We start from the raw sequence: 23554 nt of genomic DNA on the forward strand, positions 1-23554 counted from the left end.
GGCAGCGCGTAGCGCGGACAGCGGCGGCGCCGCGCCGCAATGGAGAGGGCTGCATCATGGCCGCCGCCGACAAAATGGCGAAACCCGCCGCCAAGCCGGCTAATCCCAGCTTTTCTTCCGGCCCCTGCGCCAAGCGCCCGGGATGGGCGCTTAGCAATCTCGCCGGGGCGGCGCTCGGACGTTCCCACCGCTCGAAGGCGGGCAAACAGAAGCTGGCGCAGGCCATCGCGCTGACGCGGGAGATTCTGCGTGTTCCCGCCGATTACCGCATCGGCATCGTGCCGGCCTCCGACACCGGCGCCGTGGAGATCGCGCTCTGGTCGCTTCTCGGCCCCAGGAGCGTCGATGTCGTCGCTTGGGAGAGCTTCTCGAAAGACTGGGTCAATGATGTCCTGAACCAGTTGAAGATCGAAAAGGCGCGAAGCCTCGCCGCGCCGTATGGCGAATTGCCCGATCTGTCGCAGATCGACTTCGACAATGACGTCGTCTTCGCCTGGAACGGGACGACGTCGGGCGTGCGCGCGCCCAACGCCGACTTCATTGCGGCGGATCGCAAGGGCCTGACGATTTGCGACGCGACGTCGGCGGCCTTCGCGCAGCCGCTCGACTTCGCCAAGCTCGATGTGACGACCTACAGCTGGCAAAAGGTTCTCGGCGGCGAGGCCGCGCATGGCATGCTGATTCTCTCGCCGCGCGCGGTCGAGCGGCTCGAGAGCTATGCGCCGCCTTGGCCGATGCCGAAGATTTTCCGGCTGACCAAAAAAGGAAAGCTGAACGAAGGGATTTTCCAGGGCGAGACGATCAACACGCCCTCGCTTCTCGCGGTCGAAGATTATCTCGACGCGCTTTCCTGGGCGCAATCGATCGGCGGGCTTGAGGCGCTGTTTGCGCGCTCGAACGCCAATGCGCAGGCGGTTGGCGACTGGATTGGAAAGACGCCCTGGGTCGACTTCCTCGCCAAGGACCCCGCCACCCGCTCCAACACCAGCGTCTGCCTCATCTTCTCCGCGGAGAGCGCCGCGACAGACGCCGACGCGCAGGCGACGCTCGCCAAGAAGATGGTCGCGATGATTGAACAGGAGGGCGCGGGCTATGATTTTGGCGCCTATCGCGACGCGCCGCCGGGCTTTCGCATCTGGTGCGGCGCGACGGTGGAAACCGCCGACGTGGCGCTGCTGACCGAATGGCTCGACTGGGCCTATGCGCAAGCTTGCGCCGACGCCGCGCAAGCGGGGTGAGTTGATCACGCCCTTGGCGTGATATATTCGTTTAAGATATATCAGGAGGGGCGCGTGGATAAAGCCAAGGTTTTTTGGTCGGGGCGCTCGCAAGCTGTCCGTTTGCCTAAAGACTATCGCATCGAGGCCGATGAGGTGCGGATCAGTCGGCGCGGGGACTCAATTATCCTCGAACCTATTCCGAAAGATTGGTCCTGGCTCGATGCGATCATCGGAACCATGTCCGAGGACTTCATGGAAGAGGGTCGCGAGCAGCCGCCGATGCAGGAGCGTCCGCTACTCGATAAACTTTTCTAAGCGTGCGTTTTCTCCTTGATGCCAATGGGGTGATCGCAATTCTAAAGGGCGACAACTCGTCCCTGGCGTTGCGCCTGCGCCAACATCGGCCAGCGGACATATGCCTCTCGTCGGTCGTCACACATGAATTGTATTTTGGCGCATACAAGAGCGGGCGGGTTGAAGCCAACCTCGCTCGTTTGCGCGCGCTGCGGTTCGAGGTTTTGCCCTTCGATCTCGAAGATTCAATCGTCGCTGGCGAGATTCGTGCAAAGCTGCGCGCCAAGGGCGTTCCGATCGGTCCTTACGATCTCCTGATTGCCGCCCAGGCGCTCGGACGCGGATTGGTCCTCGTTACGGCCAATGTTAAGGAATTTTGTCGCGTCGACGGATTAAAAATCCAGGATTGGACCAACGCAGGCTAACCCCCAAGTGCGATCTACTCCTGAGATGCATCCTCTTACCGCGAGTATTTCCATGCCGCCGCGCGTTCTCATCTCAGACTCCCTTTCGCCGGCCGCCGCACAGATTTTCCGCCTGCGCGGACTGGAGGTCGATTTCGAACCGACGCTGGGAAAAGACAAGGACAAGCTTGCCGCCGCGATCGCCGACTATGACGGACTCGCGATCCGTTCGGCGACGAAGGTGACCGCCGACATCTTTGCGCGGGCGCCGCGGCTCAAGGTCGTCGGCCGCGCCGGCATCGGCGTCGACAATGTCGATGTCGCCGCCGCCACCGCGCGCGGCGTCATCGTCATGAACACGCCCTTTGGCAATTCCATCACCACCGCCGAACACGCGATCGCGCTGATGTTCGCCTTGGCTCGCGAAATTCCCGCCGCCGACGCCTCGACCCAGGCCGGCAAATGGGAAAAGAACCGCTTCATGGGCGTCGAGATCACCGGCAAGACGCTTGGCGTCGTCGGCTGCGGCAATGTCGGCGCGAATGTCGCCGAACGCGCGCTCGGCCTGAAGATGCGCGTGATCGCCTTCGATCCTTACCTCACCCAAGAGCGCGCCAGTGAGCTTGGCGTCGAAAAAGTAGACCTCGACGAACTCTTGGCGAGAGCCGACTTCATCACCTTGCATACGCCGCTCACGCCGCAGACGAAGAATATCCTCTCGGCGGAAAACCTCGCCAAGACATGCAAGGGCGTGCGCATCATCAATTGCGCGCGCGGCGGGCTGGTCGACGAAGACGCGCTGCGCAAGGCCCTCGACGACGGCCATGTCGCCGGCGCCGCCTTCGACGTGTTTGCGCAGGAGCCGGCGAACGAAAACCCATTGTTCGGGCATCCGCACGTCGTCTGCACGCCGCACCTCGGCGCTTCGACGAGCGAGGCGCAGGAAAAGGTCGCGCTGCAGATCGCCGAGCAGATGGCGGATTATCTCACCAGAGGCGCGATCGCCAACGCCGTGAATTTCCCCTCGATCAGCGCCGAAGAGGCGCCTCGGCTGAAGCCCTTCGTCGAGCTCGCCGAAAAGCTCGGTCTCTTCGTGGGTCAGGTCGCCGTCGCCGGCGTCGACACATTGTCGATCGTCTACGAAGGCGCCGTCGCGTTGCAGAAGACGCGGCCGATCTCGGCGGCTGCGATTTCGGGGCTGCTTCGCCCCATTCTCGAAGACGTCAATCCGGTGTCGGCGCCGATCCTCGCCAAGGAGCGCGGCCTGGCCATTGAGGAGATCACCCGCGAGGCGCAAGGCGACTATGAATCGCTTGTCACGCTCAGCGCGCATACCGCGCAGGGCGAAATTTGCGTTTCGGGTACGGTTTTCCACGACGGCAAGCCGCGTATTGTCGGCATCGGCGACATCGGCGTCGACGCCGAATTCGCGCCGTCGATGATCTATCTGACGAATGAAGACAGGCCTGGATTCATTGGCAGATTCGCCGGCGTGCTCGGCGAGGCCGAGGTCAATATCGCCACGTTCGCGCTCGGCCGCGACAGGCCCGGCGGCGGCGCGGTCGCGCTCGTCGCGATCGACGGCGAACTGCCGCCGCAGGCGCTCACCGCCCTGAAAAGCCTGCCCGGCGTGAAACAGGCGACGACGCTTAAATTCTGAATAACGCTCTTTGTTGATAATCCGTCGGCGCGCGGCGGCAGTGTTGCAAGTCTGCAACTATCCGGGAAGAAACGCGGCTTGTCCTGAGTTTCGCGCGTCCGCCCGCTTGCTTGCGCGAGCGGCCTGCGGGACTAATCATCAGCGCGTCTACGTCGCGAATTCGGATCGGCGCGACGTCAGCCCACACTTGGACAAGGGAAAATCATGCGGCGTCTTGCTCTTGCACTGATTTGCGCATTCGGCGCGCTCGGCGCCCTTTCGTCTCCGGCATCCGCGCGCAGCCCTGCGCCGCAGCCAGCGCCGGCGCCGGCGCCCGTCGTCGACCCTTTCACCGCGCTATTCGGCGGCGGCTCCTTCGCCCCGCAAACCAGCGACGGCCGCCCGCAGGCGGTCGCCGTTCCGCGCGAGACCGTCGCCTTCGACGCCAGATATGCGCCCGGCACGGTGATCATCGCCACCAATGAACGTCGACTCTATTATGTGCTCGGCAATGGCCAGGCGATCCGCTACGGGGTCGGCGTCGGCCGCCCGGGCTTCGAATGGGCCGGCACCCGCTTCGTCGCCCACAAGCGCGAGTGGCCCGATTGGACGCCGCCGGCGCAAATGCTGCGTCGCCGCCCCGACCTGCCGCGGCACATGGAGGGCGGCCTCAACAATCCGCTCGGCGCGCGCGCCATGTATCTCTCCGGCACGCTGTACCGCATCCACGGCTCCAACGAGCCCTGGACCATTGGACAGGCCGTGTCGTCCGGCTGCATCCGGATGACCAATGACGACGTGGTCGACCTCTACAACCGCGTCAAGGTCGGCACCCGCGTGGTCGTGACGCGGTAAATTTTTTACTGCTACGTTTTGAACGGCCGGCGCTCGCGTCGGCCGTTCTTATTTTTGATCATTTTTCTCCGGGCCGGTCGCGATCCAGCCCCTTCGCCGCAAGCTCTTCGAGATAGGATGAGAAGCGCTCCGACGCCGTCTCGCCAAGCTCGCGCAGATATCGCCACGTGTAGATTCCGGTGCGGTGCATGTCGTCGAAGTCGAGCCGCACGGCGTAATTGCCGACCGGCGCGACCGCGATGATCGTGACATTGCGCTTGCCCCCGATCGTTATGCGCTCCGCCGCGGAATGGCCCTGAACTTCCGCGCTCGGACTCTGCGTGCGCAACAGCTCGGCGCTGAGCGCGAATTGCGCGCCATCGTCGAAGGAGACGTTCAGCATCCGCCCGCCTTCCGAGAGGCGCAGTTCAGTTGGCCAGGGCTCCTGCCCCATGTGCGTCTCCAGGATTCTTGTTGGCGCGAGGCAATTTGCAGGCCGAGCTCCGGCCGTCGCCAAAGATTTCTATCGCCTTCGCGCCAAGAGCGCCAACATGATCCTCACTGAGGGCCAGCTTTCTCGCGCCACCAGTTCTCCAAAGTGAAGCCGAAGGGAAACATCGGAAAAAGCGGCGTGTGCGCGGGATGGCGGATCGCGGCGCTGTGCGCGCACCAGATGGCGTTCACATGCTGCAGCGGCACGAAATAGAATCCGGAGAGCAGTATGCGATCGAGCGCCCGCGCCGCCGAAATGCTGTCCGCCTTCGTCCGGGACGCGAGCAGAGTGTCGATCGCGGCGTCGAGCGCGGGCGACGCCGCCCCCGCGAGATTGAGCGAGTCTTCCCGGTCGAGGCTCGCGGCGCTCCACCGGTTCATCTGCTCCTGTCCCGGAACGGCGGCCGGCAGCCATTGCCCGGTCATCATGTCATATTCGAAGCGCTGACGCCGGCGCTGGTACTGGACTTCATCATAGACGCGCGGATTGGCTTCGATCCCGATGCGCTTCAACGAGGCCGCGAAATTGAGCGCAAGCCGCTCTTCGTCGCGATCTCGGATCATGATCTCGAAGACGAGAGGAACGCCATTCTTCTCTAGACGCCCATTCACGACGCCATAGCCCGCTTCGGCGAGAAGCGCTTGCGCGCGCCGCGCGACCGCGCGATCGCGTCCCGAACCGTCGTTCTGAACAGGTCGCCAGCGGCCTTCAAGAACATCGTCGCGAACGGCGCCGGGAAACTTCGAAAGCAAAGCGCGCTCGGCCGCGCTCGCGGGACGCCCGACCGAAGAATAATCCGATTCGCCGAAGTAGCTTTCCGTGCGGACGTATAGTCCGCTGTAGAAATTGGCGTTGATCCAATCGAAGTCATACATCATGGCGATGGCTTCGCGCAGCCGCACGTCGCGAAAGACGCCCTTGCGCAGGTTGAAGACGAAGCCTTCCATTCCCGTGGGGCGGCCGGGCCGCAGAGTTTCCTTCACAACGGAGCCGTTGCGAACGGCGGGGAAATCATAGCCCGTCGACCAACGCGCGGCGCTCGTCTCCTCGCGATAGTCGAGAAGCCCCGCCTTCAGCGCCTCGAACAACGCCGCGCTGTCGCGATAATAATCGACGTCGATCTCGTCGAAATTATAGAGTCCGCGTTGGCTGGGTATGTCGCGGGCCCAGTAGTCGGGGTCGCGGCGGAGAACCAGACGCGCGCCGGCTTTCGCTTCCGAGATCACATAAGGGCCTGAGCCAAGAGGAATCGTCATATCGAGATCGTCGAATCGCTCAATTTTCGTGGTTCTCTCCGACAGAACCGGCATCGCGGCGAGAATGAGCGGCGCTTCGCGATCCTTCACGCCAGTCAGATCGAAGCGCACGGTATGGCCGTCGAGCGCCACGGCGGACTTCACTAACGCAAAAATCGCGCGATGGTTCGGCCGACCTTTCGACTTGAGCAATTCAAAGGAAAATAGAACGTCCGACGCAAGGATGGGCGTCTTGTCGGAAAAGCGCGCCCGAGGGTCGATGTGAAATGTGACGTGTTCGCGCGCCTCGTCGATTTCGACGGATTGGGCGATCAGCGGATAGAAGGAATAGGGTTCGTCCTGCGAACGCATCATCAGACTTTGCAGCACATTGTCGATGATGAGTTGCGGCGCGTCCCCAAACCTCGCGTTGAACGGATTGAGACTCGCAAATCCGCCGCGCTGGCCGAGCCGCAGCCTCCCGCCTTTCGGCGCCTCAGGATTGGCATAGGGAAGATGATCGAAATCCTTCGGCAGCGCCGGGTCGCCATAAAGCGCCAGGCCATGCGTGGCGAAAGCTTGCAGAGGATTATCGGCAAGCGCCGAAACTGACGGCACCGCGATGACATGGATCAACGCCGCGAGCCCTGCGGCGCCGATCATGCGTCCGACTGCGTGGCCAGCGCGAAGCATTGATCGCTTCCTTCGCCAGATCGGCGGACTGAAACTATTCGGCCCGGGCAGACTCCAATTCGAAAAAAATGCTGATCGCGCTTCGCCGATAGGCGCGCGCCTGGCGGGCGTCGCCCCGAATGAACGAGGCGACGCCACACCGCGTCAGAACCTGAACTTCACGCCTCCGGTGAACGCGCGCGGCTGGCCGGCGATAATGCCTGCGCCTTGCGCCGTCACCAGGCCGCCGGTCGGCCAGACCAGCGGCGTTTGTATCGGTGTGCCCGCGAGAAGCGAATTGGCCACCACGAATGCGCCGGCGACGTAGGTCCGATTGAAGATGTTCGAGGCTTCGAAATACAGCTCGATATTCTTGAAGTAGAAGTTGTCTATGTCGCGATTATAGTGCGCATTCAAATTGAACACGCTGTAGCTCGGTAGAGTGGTGAAATTGGCGTTGTCGATCGTATAATCGCTCTTGAAAATATATTCGGCGTAAGCGCCGAGACCGGCGAGATCGCCATAGGGTTGATCATATCCATAGCGCATCGTCACAGTATGCGCCGGCACGTTGGGAATTCTGTTGCCGGCGCGGTTGTAACGAGCAGCAGCGCCGCCAGCCAGAGCAACGGGTGGGAAGCCGGCCGTAACCGACCCGAGATCGTCCCAAAAATTGGTGAAGAACTGATTGTTGAACGTATAGGCCGCGATCAGCCGCCATCCGTCAAAAGGCCGCCAATCGGCGTTGAGTTCGACGCCGCGGTGGAGAGTGGAGGGAATATTTTGCGAATAATTGGTGAGCCCATTGTTCAGCGTCAGAATCTCATTGCGATGCCATTCGTTGAAGCCGGTTACGCTGACGGTGAGGTCGGGGCGCGGCGTCCAGTCGATCCCAAGATCGACGCCCATGTTCGTCTGGGCCTTCAGGGGGTTCTGTCCGACTCCGTTTCGGGTAGTGGTGAGAAAGACGAATGTCGGCGTGCTGTAGCCCGTCGCATAGCGGGCCCTCACTTGCCACTCGGGGCTATAGCGATAAGTGAGCGACGCTTCCGGCGCCGTGTTCCAATAATCATTGTCGACGGCGACCTGAGTCGGAAATCTGGGCGCCAGATTGGCGGGGTAGTTATAGGCGGTACTGACGCCCCAAACGCGATTCCAATTGGAGCTGAACCCGATGACGCCAGTCAGACCGGGAGCAAGAGCAATCTCTTCACGCGCGCGCAGACCGATGTTTGACGTATAGTAATCCAACTTGCCGACCTGGGCGCCGATTGCGCCGCTGTACCATCTATTCGCGATCTGATTAAACAGCGGATTGGTGGTTTTGGCGTTGTTATAGAAGAACTGGAGAAAATGCGTCGCCGGGAAGCCAAACAGATCGGTGTGGCTGGTAATGTCGGTCTGCGCGGTGATGCCCACCGTTGGACCCCTCAAGCCGACCGGGCCGCCCTGGCCGCCCGGGCCAATGATCGGCGGCGGCCAAGCTCCGTTGATGTTATCGAGATAGTCGTAAGTGAATTGCGATCGCCAGGTGGTGGCGTTGTCGAAGTCATGCTCGAACTGAACGCCGCCGATCTGTCTGAGAGAGTTCGTATGAGTGCCAAGCTGCCAGACGCTTTGACGGAGGAGCGCGCCGGATATGCCATTCGCCGGCACGTTCAGATTGTTGCACAAGTTGAGATTCAGAGAGGTCGGGATGGCGCAGCCTTGTTGAAAGGGATTGAGGTAGAACACATTGATATTTTCTCGGTTGATGAACTCCGATCTCAAATTGTTGGCGATATATTTCACGATGACACGATCGGTAGGGGTCACGTCCCACCTGCCGAGAATCTTCGCTTGTTTGCCTGAGAAAGAATTGCGGGTATAGCCGGTGCTGTTGGCGTCGGAGGCGAAAAACGACAGATCGAAGGCGCCGAGCACGCTGTCCTTCACCGCCTTGCCGACCCGGACGTAATTGTTGACATAGCCGAAGCTGCCAAATTCCGAACCGGTGTGGACGCCGTCGATTTCGGCGCCGGAAAAGGTGCGGAAATTGATCGCGCCCGCATAGGCGTAATTGCCGAAGAGAGCGGACGATGGCCCTCGGTAGACGTCGACGGCGGCGTAGGAATGCGGATCAAGCAGGTCGGTGCGGCCATTGCCGTCGGCCGTCGTGATCGGGAACCCGTCTTCGTACATCATGATGTTGCGAACGCCAGTTGGAAAACCGACGCCAAGCCGATTGCCGGAGCCGCGAATCGAGATGAACAGATCGCGCGGATTGTTGCCTTGCTGTATGGAGACGCCGGGGCTGTATTCCAGCACTCTCCGGACATCTGCTAGGGGCGTCGGGCTCAGGAACTTTGTGTTGACGGTCGTGACCGTCTGCCCAGGGGGGTCGCGGTAGATTGGCAATTTTGCGCGGATGGGATTGAACCCCGGCGCATATCCGGGATCGCCCGTGCTCGCCTCGCTCACGGCCGGCGTCGCCACGGCCGGACCGCGAGGAGCGATTCGGACCGGACCTGTGCGGAGCCGGCCGCCGATGTCGATCGTGGGAAGCGACTGCTGCGCATGGACAATGGGTGCGGAGGACAATAGCGCGAGGGCGCCGAGCGCGACTCCGTGCATCAATTTCGACCGGGAGCTCATTTTCTTTGCTTTCCTGATGGGGTGAAACTCAGTGGGAGGACGCACGCGATGGCCCGCTTGCCGTCGACGCCGGTTTCCAGGGGTCGGCGAAACGTGGAGATGTCAGCAACGACTCGTCGGTCAGCGTTTTCAGAAAGGCGATCAGATCGCTCTTTTCCTGAGGCGACAGATCGATGGGAACGATCAACGCGCTTTTGTTTGCGTTGTATCGACCGTCGCCCTTGAGTGGACCGCTCGTGACATTGCGTCCGCCGGCCGCGTAAATGTCGATCACGTCATCGAGCGTCGCGACGCTGCCATCGTGCATGTACGGCGCGGTGACAGCGATATTGCGCAGGCTCGGCGCGCGAAACGCGCCCATCTCAGCGGGGTTATGCGTGTTCTCGAAAACGCCGCGATTGGGCTCGGGATAGGCGCCCTTTCCGTCGAGATCATAGAGGCCGGTGTTGTGAAACGGCGTCTCGATCTCGCGCGTTTTGGCGTGGTAGAACTGATCGTCGAAATTCACGCTGCCGTGGCAGTGATGGCACTCGGCCTTCTCGCCAAAGAAGAGATCCTTGCCGCGCGTCTCTTCAGGAGAGAGCGTCGCCTTGCCTTCAAGATAGAGATCATATTTCGAGGACGCCGAGACGACGCCGCGCTCGAAGGCGGAGATCGCCTTAATGACGTTGCCGAAGCTGATCGAGTCAGCCTCGCCGGGAAAGGCGGCCGCGAAGTCGCGGCGATATTCCGCGTCACTGTCGAAACGCGCGAGGATCTCTTTGCGGTTCTTGTCATTGACGCCCATCTCGATCGGCTCTTCGCCAAAGAGCGGGCCTTCCATCTGCCTTTCGAGGGTCACCATCGCCGGATTCGCCCAGGTGAGCGTGGCGCGCCAGGCGGCGTTGGCGATGCTGGGCGAATTGCGCGGCGTATGCTGGCCCGTGGCGCCGACGGCGACCGGGCGGCCATCGGTGAACGCCAGGCGTTGCTCGTGGCACGAGGCGCAGCTCTCCTTGCCGTTTCCGGATAGACGCGGGTCGTAGAAGAGTTTGCGCCCGAGCTGAAAACGCGCCTCCGACATTGCGTTGTCAGCGGGAACCCGTGGCGGCGGCATGAAGTCGGGCAAGGTCCAGCGCCAGGACTCCGCGCTGGGGATGGCGTCGCCTTGCGCGCCGCCTGCGATCAGACTCGCAGCGAAGAGGAGAATGAGAGCTTCGCGCTTCATTTCGTGACCTCCGCGCGGAAAATCTTCGTCGACGCGCCGGAGGACTGGCCGGCGTCATTGGCGTCGGGCGCGGTTTCCTTGAGCCGAAGCCCGAGATTTTCGAACATCGGCGTGCATTCCGGATCGGCCGGACCGCTCATGCAGCCGGTCGAGAATCCCTGGTCTTTGCCAAGATCGATGCCGGCGAAGAGCGGCTTTAAATCGAGCACGACGCGCTGCCGCGCGGGGTCGAAGGACGCGAGCTTCACGGGAACGCGATTTGGATTGGCGCAGGAGGTGATTTCGCCCTTCGTCGCGTCGCCGCGACAGCCCGTCGAACCGAGGTGCAGCATCCAGGTGGAGACGGTGATCGTCCCATCCGAGTTGACGCGCAGCGGCGCCGTCTTCGGCGCGTCCGCCATCGGCGGCGGACCGTCAGTCTTGTCGCCGGCGGGCGCGCCGGGGCCATTGGCGGCCAGGGCGGGGTTTTTCGCTGGGGGCGGCGGTCGGGTCACGCCGCCATCGGGATCAACTTCGATCTTTATGAATTTGCGGCCCGCCTGCCAGTTCCACGTCATCGACTGAAGATCGAGCGGCGCGGGAGCGGTGGCGAAATTCGAGTGGTTGAGAATAACGTCCTTGCCTTCCTTGTCCTGGACGACGCTCGGCACGCCAACGACGAAGCTGAATCCTTTGTAACGGCCGCGCGGCGCCGATCCCTTGATCGTGTCGTTGACGTCGGCGCTGCCGACGCATTTGCCAGTCTTGTTTTCGAAATCGAGCAGCGCGAGATTGGCGTATTGCCAGTCGTTTTGTTCCAGTTCGATGGGAACTTCGCGCCCGGCGGCGTCGATCAGCGCCGGCGCGGCGATGTAGAACCTCGCGTCGTGGAGCTGCGCCGGTTGTCCGCCGGTTCCAAGGCCCGCGATGTCGCGGCCGCATTCGACCGGCTGATCGCCCGCCGTCAGCGAAAAGCGTATCGCGACCTGCTGCCTTTCGGCGCCGTCGCCCTTCGCCGCCGCCTGCGCGCCGCCAACGGCCGCGAGACCGGCGATGACGGCCGTAAATCGAGTGAATGCGCGCATGATTCCTCTCCTGTCAGCACGATTTTTTTGAGATGTGTGTTGGCCGCACGCGTTCGCGACGCGTGTCGGCGACGCGCGTCAGAGACGCGCGCGAAAATCAAACGCGAGGGAAATGGCGAGTGAGGGGTCGAAGACCCGGCAGCCGACCGTTAACGCGCTCTCTTAGGAGAGAAGCGACGGGGGTGCGCGAGAGAGCCTGTTGCGGGGCCACTGCGTGGTCGACGGCGCGAGATCGCGCTCTTCCGGCCAAAGAGGAGGAGCCTCAGACACGGGCGCCAGCACGAGGACGACGGCGGATAAGAGAACCTTTGCTCCGAGGTCGTCGTTTCGGTCGCTTAGAAAGCAAGCCATGCAGTGCATGTGCTGAACATGCGGGGCCTTGCCGTCGCCATTGGCTTGATCGGCGCAAAGCTCGTTCGCCATCGCTACGGGAGAGCTTAGGAACGCGCCGAAATCGCCGCCGTAGCGGCCGTGAGAAAAAATAAGACCCAAAGCTTGCTGAAACAGCAGACAAGCGACAGCGGCCGCCACGATCGGACGCATGAACCGCCGCATTTTTGTCTTGTCTTGCCGCATAACGAATTCTGAGTGCACGAGGATTAACTTGTCAACGACGGTTAGCGCCCAAATTTTGCAATAATTTAAACTGTTGCGCTGCAGCCACACTTGGTCTTTGCAATTTCGCTTTGTCTTTCAGTTGGCGGGCGCGAAGACGCCTTGCGCTCCGACATCAATCCAAATGGCGCGCGCGACGGCGGGCTGAGCGCGCACCGCAATGAAGATGCTGTGGCGGCATGAGACAGTGAAGCAGGCTCGCCGATCCTTGCCGTTTGTCAACGCGCCTTCGCCTCACCGGACCCTCGTCGTTCCGCCATGCGCGCGTCGTATAAAGAGTTTTCGTATTGCCGCAAGATTGTTTCGCGCCTATGATCCGCGCACCGTAGGCAATGGTTGGCGGCAATCCATGCTCGTTCGGGTCATTCTTTTCGTTGCGATATTGCTGCAAGTCGCTGGCGTTTCGACTGTCGCCGCGCGCGCGCAATCTCATTCTTTGGCGTTCCGCGCCCTTGTCTGCAAAAGCGATGCGAGTCCCGCGGCGCCTCACGCGCCGCGCGAACACGATGGCTCTTGCTCGGACTGTATCGCGTGCTGCGACGCTCAGCCGCAGATCTTATGCGCCTATGATCAGATTGCGCGCCTGTCCTTTCCAACGGCGCGACTCATCGTTCGCGCTCTTCCCATCCATCCCGTGTCCCGAACGGGATCGGCGACCCCGCCGGCGCGCGCCTCCCCCGTCTAAAGACACGGCCGCACATCCGCGCGTTCGGAAGCAATGACGTCCGCGGATCGAAACCACGCATCGCCGATGCCCTAGGGGCCGCTCGGCGTGATGCGTTTTGGATAATCGGCGCGCTTGGAGACAAGCGGGGAGGCGCTGATGCAGAAGTCCCATGAGACGATCGACCGACTGTTTAGAAGCCATCATCGCGATCTGATAACGCGGGCGCGCCGCGTGATCGGCTCGGGAGACGCCGAAGACCTGGTCCAGGAAGCCTATCTAAAAATGCTGGAGAGCGACCGCGGCGAACTGATTTCGAATGCGCGCGGCTATGTGACGAAGATGACGTGCACGCTCGCGATCGACAATCTTCGGAGGCAAAGAACGCATGCCAGAGCGCTGGCCGAAGACGGCGCATGGTTCCAGTCGCCCGCCGCAGACACGCGTATCACGTCGGCCCTCGACGCATTCGGCCTGGCGTCTGACGTTCAAGCGGCCTTGATGCAATTGCCGCGATGTTGTCGTCAGATATTCTTGATGAGCCGAATCCTGGGCTTCAGCCATTCCGAGATCGCGCAGGAAATCGGCGTTTCCTTGAGAACGGTCCACCGCAGCCTCGGTCGAGCGCTCGAGCATTTCGATCGCGCCTTCGAGGTCGCGCCCTCAAGCGTCCTGAAGAACGCGCCTTACGAGTCCTCTGCCAAAGTGCCCGTGCCGCGCCCTCGACATGCGCCAAACATCGAAATCTCGACGTCTCGAAAAAATTCTCTCCCCAAGTTGTCCGATTTTTGCGGCCTCGCTCGTCATACCATTCGGGTCCCGCGTTCTGCGGAGCCCGTCTGGTCTCTCCAGACGAAATCAAAACAGGAGGCCTTCATGACCATCCGTATCGCCAAGCGCATCACCCTCAATGTCATTGGCCGCGCCAGCGCCCGCTGCGCGTCGACCTGCGCCGCCACCAACGGCTAAGGACGATTTGTTTGCGCCGTTGGCCCCCCGGGCCAGCGGCGCAAACGACGTTCGGCGCGTCAAGACGAAGGCGACAAAGAGATGCGACTTGGCTTCAATTTCACGCTCGGCGACACCTATGACATGGCTCAGAGGCTGATCGCCGAAGGGCACATCGATTATTGCGAATTTCTTATCGACAATTTTTTCTGCGTCGATCCAGACGAATTAGCCAAGGCGTTCGATTGTCCAGTCGGGTTGCACATTATGTATTCGAAGTTTCTCGAAGCCGATCGGCCGACGCTCGTCGATTTCGCCGCTCGGCTTCGAGATTACATCGACGCGCTGAACCCGATTTACGTCTCCGACCATATTCTGCGCTTTTCTCACGAGGGGCGCGCCTTCTTTCACTTAGGCGAAATCGACTATGCCGCCGAATATGAATCGGTGCGCGACAAGGTCGTGCAATGGCAGGAGATCGTCGGACAGCGCATTCATTTTGAGAATTACCCGTCCATCATGGATGGCGGTCTGGAAGCCCCCGCTTTCTTCGAGCGCCTCATGAAAGAAACGGGCGCGGGCGTGCTGTTCGACGCCTCCAACGCCGTCTGCGCCCATCGCAACTGCGGGACGCCGTTCGAGGCCTGGCGCAACGTCATCGCCAAAGCCCAGCATTTCCACGTCGCCGGCTACCGGCAATCCTTGATCGAGCCCTTCATTTCGCTCGACACCCATGCCGAGGCGCTGGCCCCGGACACGCTGGCCTTCCTTCGCAATTTTCGATCGGTCTTCGACAAGCCGGGCGCAACGATGACCTATGAGCGCGACGATCAGATCGAGTTCGACGATATCGTCGTCGATCTGAAGGCGTTGCGCGATCTGTTCGGCCAACCAGAAGAAACGCGTCATGACCTTGCTCTCACTGCCTAGTCGGACTGATCGCGACCTCTACCCTGCGCTGATGTCGCCGCAGCTGAACGCAAAATATCCTGCGGACCACAAGGCGTTCGTGCGGATCGACGTGAGCCTGCGCATCTATTGGCACACGCTCTTCGACATTTGCCCAGAACTGCTGGAGCTTTCCGGTCCGGACGGCATGTCGATTTTCCGGCCTTTCATGGCCTGGGCTGAGGAAAAGAAGCTCGCCTTCGACTGGTCCTATTATCTTTGGGTCTATGTTTGGCTGCGCCAATCGCCGTTCAAGGAACGGCTGTTGGCGGACGACAAATATCTCCGATCGATCATGGCGGCCTCCGCCGCGCGGTGGGCGATCCTCGATCGTGGTCGAAGCCGCGGGATCGTGATCGGATGCGCTGATACGGCGGATCTCGTCATCGGCTGGAAATGCCGTAACGTTCGCCTCGGACGAGAGATCGAGCTTATCGAACCCGAGGAGCCGTTGCCGGCGCCTTCAGACCTGTTCGGCTATTTTACGCTGCCGAGCTTCGAACTCGACATATTTCCGGGGTGGCAGAGCCTCGCGCGATGACAAGCGCGCCATTGTGGCGCGGATACTGGTTCCTGTTCGCCAGCACGTCCGCAGCCGCCTTCATCATGCAGATCGATCTCGCCATGGTCGCGAGATTGGGCGGCCGTGCTTCAGGGGCCTATGCGATTCTGATGCGCATCACGCTGCTGGATGTCGCGGTCACCATCGCTTCCGCGGCCGTTGCCGCCATCGCGCTCGGCCATGCACAAAAGAAGGGCGAGACGGCCGACGCGATCGAAAAGAGCTGCGCGCTCTCCCTCGCGCTTGGCGTCGCGACAGCGATTTTCGGCTTCTTCGCCTATCCGATCTTCCTCGACGCTCTGATGGGCGACGCCGCCGCCGCTCCCTATATCGGCGCCCCGATCCTTTGGCTCGTCGCCGGCGCGCCGTTCCGCGTTCTTTCGAACACGCAAGGATTCCTGTTGCACGCCCTCGGCCGCGGCGGCTCGGTTCTCACATGGAAGCTCACCGAAATTCCAGCCAAAGTCGGAGCCAACGTCCTGTTCATGCAGACCTTCGGATTGGGTTTTACCGGCTGCTTTCTCGCGAGCTGCATCGTCGCCGCCGCCTCGTCTTTTTGGTTATGGACTCGGCTGCACGCGCATGGCGCGCGCAAATTGCGCCTTCCCGAACTCGCCTTTGCGCGCTCCTTTATGAGCGGAACCTTCTGGGAAGCGCTACGGGTGCTGTCGCCACAGGCGGCGATGCTCTTCTCGCTGACGCTCTTCTCACTCCCCTGGCATTACGCCGCGAACGGCCAACGCCTCGACTCCTACGCGGCCGCGCAAACCTTCATGCTGTTCATTCTTGGGCCGCTCATTACGCTGATGCGCTATCTCGCCATTTACCTTCCCAAGCAATCTCTTGAGGATTGGACGCCAGCCCTTGCGCCGGTGATGCGCGTCGGCGCGCCAATCGCGCTGACGGCCGCCGTCTTGCTGCTCTTCGGGCGCGACTGGGTCGGGGACGCTCTCTACCGCCAACACGGACCCTGGTGGTCCGTTTTCGTCGCCTGCTTGGCGCTTTCCATACCCATCCGATTCATCGGAAGCATCGTCCGAGGACTAACGCTCGCTCGGAGCGCCTTCGCAGAGCTGACCTCCGTCGATGTGCTTGCGCAGTGGCTCATCGCGCCGCTGTTCATTCTGTTCGGTCTCTCGGTTAACCGTCCGGAGATCGCCTACCAATCACTGATCTGGCCTGAAATCGTCGCTGTTTTCTTGCTCTGGCGCGGACTTCGATCCGCGCCCGAAGAGCCTCTTGGCGTCTCGTGGCCCTCCAAAGGACATGTGCAATGAGCGTGGAGCGAGTGCCGGTTCTGATTGTCGGCGCCGGCTATGCCGGTCTGACTGCGGCGACGCTGCTTGCATGGCGCGGCGTCCCCTGCCGTCTCGTCGAGCGACGCGCCTCAACGTCGCGACTGCCGAAAGCGCATGGGATCAACCGCCGCAGCATGGAAGTTCTGCGCGTCGTTCCCGGCTTGGAGGATGCGCTGTTTGCGGCAAGCCGCGCCGGCGCCAATGAGTCCACGCTCATCGTCGCGGAGTCGGTCACGGGCCCGGCGATCGAAACGCTCGTGACCAAGACCTCGCTCGACGCAACGCCCGTGTCTCCCAGCAAAATATGCACAGCCGGCCAGGACCGGGTCGAACCCGTGCTGCTGCGCTTCGCCCGCGAGAACGGCGCCGACGTTCGATTTTCGACGGCGCTGGCGCGCTTCTCGCAGCGAAGCGACGGCGTCGAAGCGATCCTGCGCGATGAAGCGTCGGGACAAGAGACGGCGGTTTTAGCCGACTACATGATCGCGGCGGACGGCGCCGGCGGAACGATCCGCGACGCGGGCGGCGTCAAGATGGAAGGCCCCGGCGCTCTCGCCGATACGATTTCTGTGCTGTTTGAGGCCGATCTCGACGCGATCCTGCCGAGCGACGGTTTTGCGCTCTATTATCTGCGCAACCCGGCGTTCAGCGGCGCCTTCGTCACCTGCGACGACCCCAATCACGGCCAGATCAACATCGAATATGATTCCACGCGCGATCAGGCGTCCGATTTCGACGAAGAACGATGCGAAGCGCTCGTGCGACAATCTCTTGGCGTCGCCGACCTTGCGGTGAAGATTCACGACATTCGACCCTGGCAAATGGCCGCTCTTCTCGCCGATCGCATGTCATTTGGCCGGGTGTTTCTTGCGGGCGACTGCGCGCACATCACGCCGCCCGTGGGCGGGCTCGGCGGACAGACCGCGATCCAGGACGCCGCAGATCTGGCGTGGAAACTTGCGCTCGTCATCAAGGGCCAGGCCGCGCCATCGCTGCTCGACAGCTATGCGATCGAGCGTAGGCCCGTGGCGCGGATCGCGATCGCGCGATCCATCGCCAATTATGTCGAACGCCTCCTGCCCGATCGGCAGGACATCCGCATTCGGGAAGACGAATACGGTCTTCTCGAAACCTCTATGGGCTATCGCTATCGCTCCGACGCAATCATCGCTGATGAATTCGACGACGGCGCATGCGTCGAGGATCCTCTTCGCCCGAGCGGCGCGCCCGGAACGCGCCTCGCGCATGTCTGGTTGCGGCGCGGCGAGGAGACGATCTCCTCTCACGATCTGATCGGACGCGATTTCATGCTTTTTACCGGTCCCGACGGCGGCCCCTGGATTGAAGCGGCGCGGCGCATCGCCCTGCGTTCGAAAGCGCCGCTTGGCGTCTGCCGGCTCGGCTTCGACGTCGATGATCCGGAAGGGCTGTTTCTGCCGCGCCTGCGCATTTCGCCTGAAGGCGCGCTCCTCGTGCGTCCCGACGGCTACATCGCCTGGCGTTCGCGCGGCGGAAACCCCGATCCGCTCGCCACGCTCGAAGCGAGTTTTGCGCGCGTGCGCGGTTTCGACACGCGCCAATCCAGCGGCGGTCATGCGGCGACGTTCGCCGACGCAAGCTAGGCGCACCGCCTCATCCTGCTCCAAAAATCTTCGTAAAGGAGAGTGGTCGAATGTCCATGCTTTCGCCGGAACTCCACGCGCCTTTCCGGTCAGAACCGATCCTGGCGGTTGATCCGAAGCGGCTCGAAACGATCCAGGCTCCCTACCAGGACTTCAACCGCCTGTCGCGGGCCAGCGGCGTTTTGGACGCCCTGCCCCTTCGGGCGAAGCGTCAATTCCGCTCCTATTATTTTTTCAATCCGCCAAAATGGCGGGTCTGGGCGCGTTCGGTCGGCTCCGGCGAACGCATGGCGCCGTCCTTCGCATCGATCGGCGCGGTGCGCTCCGGCACGTCTTTCCTCTCCTCTTATATTTTCCAGCATCCGCATGTCGTGCTGCCGCTATCGAAGGAAATCTCCTTCACGGAGACGATGCGCGAACTCATGGCGCATTTCCCGACCATCGCGGCGCAAAGGGCGGCGGAGCGGCGCAACGGCGGCGCGATCACCGGCTACTGCACGCCGGTCATGCCCAATCCTCTTTGGATATTTCTGGCGCAGTCGATGTTTCCAGACATGCGGATCATCTGCGTTCTGCGCGATCCGGTGGCGCGCACCTTTTCGCATTGGCGATGGGATCAGAAGCGGTTCATCAGCCGCAAGTCGCAGGACCCGCACTGGAAGGGCTTTCCGGACCTTCAAACCTTGATCGAAGCCGAAATGGCGACGATACGCGGCGGCGGCATGGAGCCGCACGCGTTTTCGGGCGCGCGCGCGGGCTATTTGCGGCACAGCATCTACGCGCCCTTTCTGCGCCTGCTGTTCGAGAAATTCGGCAGAGACCGCGTTTTCATCGTCGATGCGGCGGAGTTTTTTCGCGACCCGCGATCGACCGCGAAGCAAATCTACGGGTTCCTTGGCCTGCCTGAAGTCGAGCCGCTGGTGATCGAGGAGCAAAATCCGGGTCCGCCCGGAACGCTCGAGGACGGACTTCGGGAGAATTTGGCCGAGTTCTTCCGGCCTTACAATGAAGAGCTCTATGCTTTGCTGGGCAGGGATTTCGGCTGGGGCGCCGGCCAATAAGAGGCGACATTCCGCTGCAAACCTCTCCTTGCTCCAGGTCCGCCCCTGGGGTCCCGGCCTTGGCGTACGCGACGGGTGGGCTTCACGCGACCGCGTTCCGGCAATATATGGAGGACGCCGAATTTCCGCCGGTTCGAGGTAAGGATGAACGCCCACGCCAGAGGGCCTGCAATTGCGACGCCCGCGGCCGCCGCGCCGGCGCCGCTTGTCGACCCATACGGACGGACGATCTCCTATCTGCGCGTCTCCGTCACCGATCGGTGCGATTTCCGCTGCGTCTATTGCATGTCGGAACATATGCAATTCCTGCCGCGGCGCGACCTGCTGACGCTTGAGGAGCTCGACAGGCTGTGCTCCGCCTTTGTCGCGCGCGGAACCAAGAGGCTGCGCATCACCGGCGGCGAGCCGCTGGTGCGTCACGACGTGATGAAGCTGTTCTGCGCTCTGTCGCGCCACCTCCTGTCGGGCGCGCTGGAGGAGCTGACGCTCACCACCAACGGCTCGCAGCTTGCGCGCTTCGCGGCGGAACTCGCCGATTGCGGCGTCAAGCGCGTCAATGTCTCCCTCGACACGCTCGACCCTGATCGTTTCAAGGCGCTGACCCGCACCGGCGCGCATGCGCAGGTTCTGGCGGGCATCGCCGCCGCCCGCGCCGCGGGCCTCAAAGTGAAGCTCAACGCGGTGGCGCTCAAGGGCGTCAACGAGGACGAGTTCGCGCCGCTCGTGCGCTTTGCTCACGACAGCGGGATGGACATGACCTTCATCGAAGTGATGCCGCTCGGCGAACTTGATGGGCCGGAACGCGCCGATCAATATCTGCCGATGCAGGAGGTGCGCGATCGATTGAGCGAATCTTTCACGCTCGACGAGATCGACTATCGCACCGGCGGCCCCGCGCGCTACATGCGTGCGCGCGAAACCGGCGGGCGCATCGGCTTCATCACGCCGCTCACCCATAATTTCTGCGAAAGCTGCAATCGCGTGCGCGTCACCTGCACGGGGACGCTGTATATGTGCCTTGGCCAGGAGGACGCGGCCGACCTTCGCGCGCCGCTGCGCGAAAGCGCCGACGACGCGCTGCTGCATCAGGCGATCGAGGCCGCGATTCTGCGCAAGCCCAAGGGCCATGATTTCATCATCGACCGAACCGCGCCGGCGCCCGCCGTCTCCCGCCACATGAGCATGACGGGCGGCTGAGCAATGGAGCCCACATCCGTCGCTTTTATCGGCCTTGGCGTCATGGGCTATCCCATGGCCGGCCATCTTCATCGCGCCGGCCATAAGGTGCGCGTCTATAATCGCACACCCGCCAAGGCGGAGAAATTCGTGGCCGAGTTCCCCGACGCCGAAGCATTCTCGACTCCCGCCGAAACTGCGAACGGCGCGGAATTCGTCTTTTCCTGCGTCGGCAATGACGACGATCTGCGCGCGGTGACGATCGGCGACGGCGGCGCCTTCGCGGGCATGTCGGCGGGCGCGATCTTCGTCGACCATACGACGGCGTCGGCGGAGGTCGCACGGGAGCTCCACGCCGCGGCGGCCGAGCGCGGGTTCGGCTTCATCGACGCGCCCATTTCCGGCGGGCAGGCCGGAGCCGAAAAGGGCGCGCTGACCGTCATGTGCGGCGGCGATCCCTCGAGCTTCGCCAAAGCGGAGCCGGTGATCGACTGCTATGCGCGGGCCTGCCGGCTGATGGGGCCGCCGGGCGCGGGGCAACTCACCAAGATGGTCAACCAGATCGCCATCGCCGGCCTGATCCAAGGTCTGGCGGAGGCGCTGCATTTCGCCAAGGCGGCGGGCCTCGAACCCGAGAGCGTCGTCGATCTCCTCAAGAACGGCGCGGCGCAATCGTGGCAGATGGAAAATCGCACGAAAACAATGGCGGCGAATGAATTCGACTTCGGCTTCGCCGTCGAATGGATGCGCAAGGACCTCGCGATCTGCCTCGGCGAGGCGCGGCGCAACGGCGCGCGGCTGCCGATCGCGGCTCTCGTCGACCAGTTCTACGCCGAGGTGGAGAAGATGGGCGGGCGGCGCTGGGACACGTCGAGCCTCATCGCCCGGCTAGAGCGATAGGGCGGATTTAAGGCAAGTCTTAAAATTTTATGACTACGGCGGAACCATTAGCGGGGCCGCTGCGTTTCTCCCCGGCAAAAGAGGAAGCGTCCAGGTTCGCATCGTTCGAGTAGCGAGCCGGGGAAAAATTCCCGATCACCCTGTGGGAGCCCTATTAATGGCCGTTTCGCGCGAAAGCCCTTTCGCAAGCCGCACGTCCCGGATCGTCCTCGGATTCACAGTCGCCATCTGCGCGGTTGCTGCTGTCGCAGCTGCGCCCTCAGCGTCTGATCCGAAGACTCAGTCCGCCGCCACTGGCGTCCAAGCCGCCGTGAGCCTTAGTGACGTCGGCATGCGTCCGCTTGCGCGCGGACCGGCAATCCGAGTGGGGCGCGCTTACGGCGCCGAGGATGAAGATTGCACGCTCGTCATCACGCCGAAAGCTGACGAGCGGGGTCGCGTCCGTTACATGCGTAGCGTCTCCTGCGCCAATTGACGCCGAGAGTCGCGCACCCGGATTAGGCCAAGGGGCTGGCCTGAGGCGAGGATCGTTCGGAAACGAACGTCTTCGCCTTTTTCTTTTTGAGCCGCCGCTTCCCTAAAATATCGTCTGCAGACGCAGGCCGAGATAGCTCGCCCGCGCCCGCAGCGGATTCCACGGATCGATGATCTGGACGTCGCCGGAGAGCCGCAGCCATCGGGTCACCGCGAAATTGTAGAAGGCCTCGACGCCGCCTTCGCTGCGACGATTGATCCGCCGCGCCGCCAAGCCGGAAAGGAGTGGCTGGGTCAGTCCGTAATGGTAATAGCCGACGCCCCACCGATCGTCCTCACGGCCGGTCATCAGATTGTAGCCGGCGAGACCGACGAGCATGCTCCATCTGACCGGATTGGGATTGCCGTCCGACAGCGTCGCGAGCGTGAACAGACCCCAGCCGAGTTTGGGGTCCGTGGCGCTCTGCACGAAATATTGCTGGACGGCGTAGGAGACGAACCAAAAGCCCTTCTTCGTCAGGCCGCGCAGGCGGGCAATCGCCTGACGCCTCTCTCCAATGTCGTCGAGGTCGAAACCCCGCGCATTGCTGTAAGCGAAGCGCAGCGTATGGAATCCGTTGAGGCCGCCGATCTCGACGGGGACGGTCGCCATCAGACCGGCGCCGACGCCGCGCTCGAACGGCCGCGTGATGACCCGCGCCTGCTGAGCGTTGCGCGGATCGGCGACCATGACCCTGAGGTCGAAATATTTGGTCTTGAGCGCGGCGACGCCGCCCAAGAGATAGGGCGGCGCGATAATCAGACGGTCGGCGACGCTTTCCGGCGAGCTGACGCCGATGCCGGTCGACGGCAGCGCGAAGGCGCGGTTCATGAAGGTGTCGATGCCGCCGCCGCCGACGAGCGGCGTCTGCGCGGCGAGCGTCAGCATGTTGAACTTGCCGATCGTCACCGAAAGCTCTTCGCTGAGCTCCTGCGTCAGCGTCATCGACAGCGCCGAGTGATAGCCGTCGCGCTCGATGAACGCCTGGGCGACGTTGACCGGAAGCAGCGCGAGATCCTGGCGGTTCACGTTGCGGCCGAAGTAATGCTCATATTGCGCGTTGAATTTGAGCCCCTTCCAGAAGCCGAGCTTTTCGCCGTCGAGGCGCAGAAACATGTCCATCTTGCCGCCGTAGCGCGCCGTCCGGTCGATCGCGCCCGCGGGAATGCCCTGGAAGAACTGGGTGACCCAGACGTTGACGTCGATGCCGAGCCGGCGCAGCTCATCCTTGGGGCCGCCCGGCGTATCGGTCAGCGATTTCTGCTTGGCCAGCGAGACGAGACCGTCTTCCGCAAGGGTCGGCGCGCCCATCGTCGCGACGAGGGCTGCGAGGCTGGCGCCGACCGCGGCGATCAGGCTGCGCGCTCGCGCGCGTCGCCTTTTCGGGGAGGCCGGCCCGCTCCATTCCCTCCGCCGCCACATCTCTCTTCGGCCTTCCCGCCAGCCAGATCGGTGAATCACATGCGCTGTCGAGCTTAGCGCCATGACCGCGCTTGTCCATCCAGCCAAAGCCCCTTCGAAAGAAGGGCGCAAATACCTCCCCCTTGCGG

Annotated in this window: 21 protein-coding genes; 14 read left to right on the plus strand and 7 right to left on the minus strand. The window is 62.5% G+C overall.

The window, feature by feature from the left end; genetic code table 11:
* Positions 1–56 precede the first annotated feature (56 nt).
* The 5 genes from IYX23_RS15080 (at position 57) to IYX23_RS15100 (ending at position 4412) form a co-directional block, all read left to right on the plus strand.
* Positions 57–1238, plus strand: a complete 1182-nt coding sequence (locus IYX23_RS15080; RefSeq protein ID WP_196393668.1) for a phosphoserine transaminase — start codon at positions 57–59, stop codon at positions 1236–1238.
* A gap of 54 nt (positions 1239–1292) precedes the next feature.
* A complete protein-coding gene (gene vapB, locus IYX23_RS15085) occupies positions 1293–1535 on the plus strand; it encodes an antitoxin (protein WP_196393667.1) in 243 nt (80 codons plus the stop codon).
* A gap of 2 nt (positions 1536–1537) precedes the next feature.
* Complete coding sequence (locus IYX23_RS15090; RefSeq protein ID WP_196393666.1) at positions 1538–1939, plus strand: type II toxin-antitoxin system VapC family toxin; 402 nt, start codon at positions 1538–1540, stop codon at positions 1937–1939.
* Positions 1940–1991: 52 nt separating this feature from the next.
* The gene (gene serA, locus IYX23_RS15095; RefSeq protein ID WP_196393665.1) at positions 1992–3578 is read left to right on the plus strand and encodes a phosphoglycerate dehydrogenase; all 1587 of its coding nucleotides are present in this window, start codon (positions 1992–1994) and stop codon (positions 3576–3578) included.
* 204 nt (positions 3579–3782) lie between these two features.
* Complete coding sequence (locus IYX23_RS15100; RefSeq protein WP_196393664.1) at positions 3783–4412, plus strand: L,D-transpeptidase; 630 nt, start codon at positions 3783–3785, stop codon at positions 4410–4412.
* A 58-nt stretch (positions 4413–4470) separates the two neighbouring features.
* Here the strand turns inward: IYX23_RS15100 and IYX23_RS15105 are convergent, their stop codons facing one another.
* The 6 genes from IYX23_RS15105 to IYX23_RS15130 all read right to left on the minus strand — a co-directional run bounded on the left by IYX23_RS15105 (position 4471) and on the right by IYX23_RS15130 (position 12239).
* On the minus strand, positions 4471–4845 hold the full coding sequence (locus tag IYX23_RS15105; protein ID WP_196393663.1) for a DUF971 domain-containing protein: 375 nt from the start codon (positions 4843–4845) through the stop codon (positions 4471–4473).
* A gap of 104 nt (positions 4846–4949) precedes the next feature.
* Positions 4950–6812, minus strand: coding sequence for an extracellular solute-binding protein (locus tag IYX23_RS15110; protein WP_196393662.1), 1863 nt, complete (start codon positions 6810–6812; stop codon positions 4950–4952).
* A gap of 144 nt (positions 6813–6956) precedes the next feature.
* Positions 6957–9425, minus strand: coding sequence for a TonB-dependent receptor (locus IYX23_RS15115; protein WP_196393661.1), 2469 nt, complete (start codon positions 9423–9425; stop codon positions 6957–6959).
* A 28-nt stretch (positions 9426–9453) separates the two neighbouring features.
* Complete coding sequence (locus IYX23_RS15120; protein ID WP_196393660.1) at positions 9454–10632, minus strand: methanobactin export MATE transporter MbnM; 1179 nt, start codon at positions 10630–10632, stop codon at positions 9454–9456.
* The gene (locus IYX23_RS15125; protein ID WP_196393659.1) at positions 10629–11696 is read right to left on the minus strand and encodes an MbnP family copper-binding protein; all 1068 of its coding nucleotides are present in this window, start codon (positions 11694–11696) and stop codon (positions 10629–10631) included. The genes IYX23_RS15120 and IYX23_RS15125 overlap by 4 nt, the downstream gene beginning before the upstream one ends.
* Before the next feature lie 162 nt (positions 11697–11858).
* A complete protein-coding gene (locus IYX23_RS15130) occupies positions 11859–12239 on the minus strand; it encodes a hypothetical protein (protein ID WP_246716839.1) in 381 nt (126 codons plus the stop codon).
* Between the two features lie 895 nt (positions 12240–13134).
* Here IYX23_RS15130 and IYX23_RS15135 point away from each other — a divergent pair.
* The 9 genes from IYX23_RS15135 to IYX23_RS20305 all read left to right on the plus strand — a co-directional run bounded on the left by IYX23_RS15135 (position 13135) and on the right by IYX23_RS20305 (position 21965).
* Entirely contained in the window at positions 13135–13944 is an 810-nt protein-coding gene (locus tag IYX23_RS15135; protein ID WP_196393657.1) for a methanobactin precursor domain-containing sigma factor, read from the plus strand.
* Positions 13945–14025: 81 nt separating this feature from the next.
* Entirely contained in the window at positions 14026–14853 is an 828-nt protein-coding gene (gene mbnB, locus IYX23_RS15140; protein WP_196393656.1) for a methanobactin biosynthesis protein MbnB, read from the plus strand.
* Positions 14831–15412 carry a methanobactin biosynthesis protein MbnC gene (gene mbnC / locus IYX23_RS15145; protein ID WP_196393655.1) on the plus strand — a complete coding sequence of 194 codons (582 nt, stop codon included), beginning with the start codon at positions 14831–14833 and terminating at the stop codon, positions 15410–15412. The genes mbnB and mbnC overlap by 23 nt, the downstream gene beginning before the upstream one ends.
* Positions 15409–16710: a multi antimicrobial extrusion protein MatE gene (mbnM, locus tag IYX23_RS15150; protein ID WP_196393654.1), complete on the plus strand. Its 1302-nt coding sequence runs from the start codon at positions 15409–15411 to the stop codon at positions 16708–16710. The genes mbnC and mbnM overlap by 4 nt, the downstream gene beginning before the upstream one ends.
* Entirely contained in the window at positions 16707–18353 is a 1647-nt protein-coding gene (gene mbnF, locus IYX23_RS15155) for a methanobactin biosynthesis FAD monooxygenase MbnF (protein ID WP_196393653.1), read from the plus strand. The genes mbnM and mbnF overlap by 4 nt, the downstream gene beginning before the upstream one ends.
* A 50-nt stretch (positions 18354–18403) precedes the next feature.
* Complete coding sequence (locus IYX23_RS15160; RefSeq protein ID WP_196393652.1) at positions 18404–19414, plus strand: sulfotransferase; 1011 nt, start codon at positions 18404–18406, stop codon at positions 19412–19414.
* Positions 19415–19558: 144 nt separating this feature from the next.
* Positions 19559–20611: a GTP 3',8-cyclase MoaA gene (gene moaA / locus IYX23_RS15165; RefSeq protein WP_196393651.1), complete on the plus strand. Its 1053-nt coding sequence runs from the start codon at positions 19559–19561 to the stop codon at positions 20609–20611.
* A gap of 3 nt (positions 20612–20614) precedes the next feature.
* Complete coding sequence (locus IYX23_RS15170; protein WP_196393650.1) at positions 20615–21490, plus strand: NAD(P)-dependent oxidoreductase; 876 nt, start codon at positions 20615–20617, stop codon at positions 21488–21490.
* Between the two features lie 310 nt (positions 21491–21800).
* Positions 21801–21965 (plus strand): hypothetical protein, encoded by a 165-nt coding sequence (locus IYX23_RS20305; RefSeq protein WP_244471446.1) that lies wholly within the window; start codon positions 21801–21803, stop codon positions 21963–21965.
* 102 nt (positions 21966–22067) lie between these two features.
* Here IYX23_RS20305 and IYX23_RS15180 read toward each other — a convergent pair whose 3' ends face one another.
* Positions 22068–23489, minus strand: coding sequence for a carbohydrate porin (locus IYX23_RS15180; protein ID WP_246716840.1), 1422 nt, complete (start codon positions 23487–23489; stop codon positions 22068–22070).
* Between the last annotated feature and the right edge of the window lie 65 nt (positions 23490–23554).

This window comes from Methylocystis sp. L43 (assembly GCF_015709525.1).
Lineage (GTDB): Bacteria > Pseudomonadota > Alphaproteobacteria > Rhizobiales > Beijerinckiaceae > Methylocystis.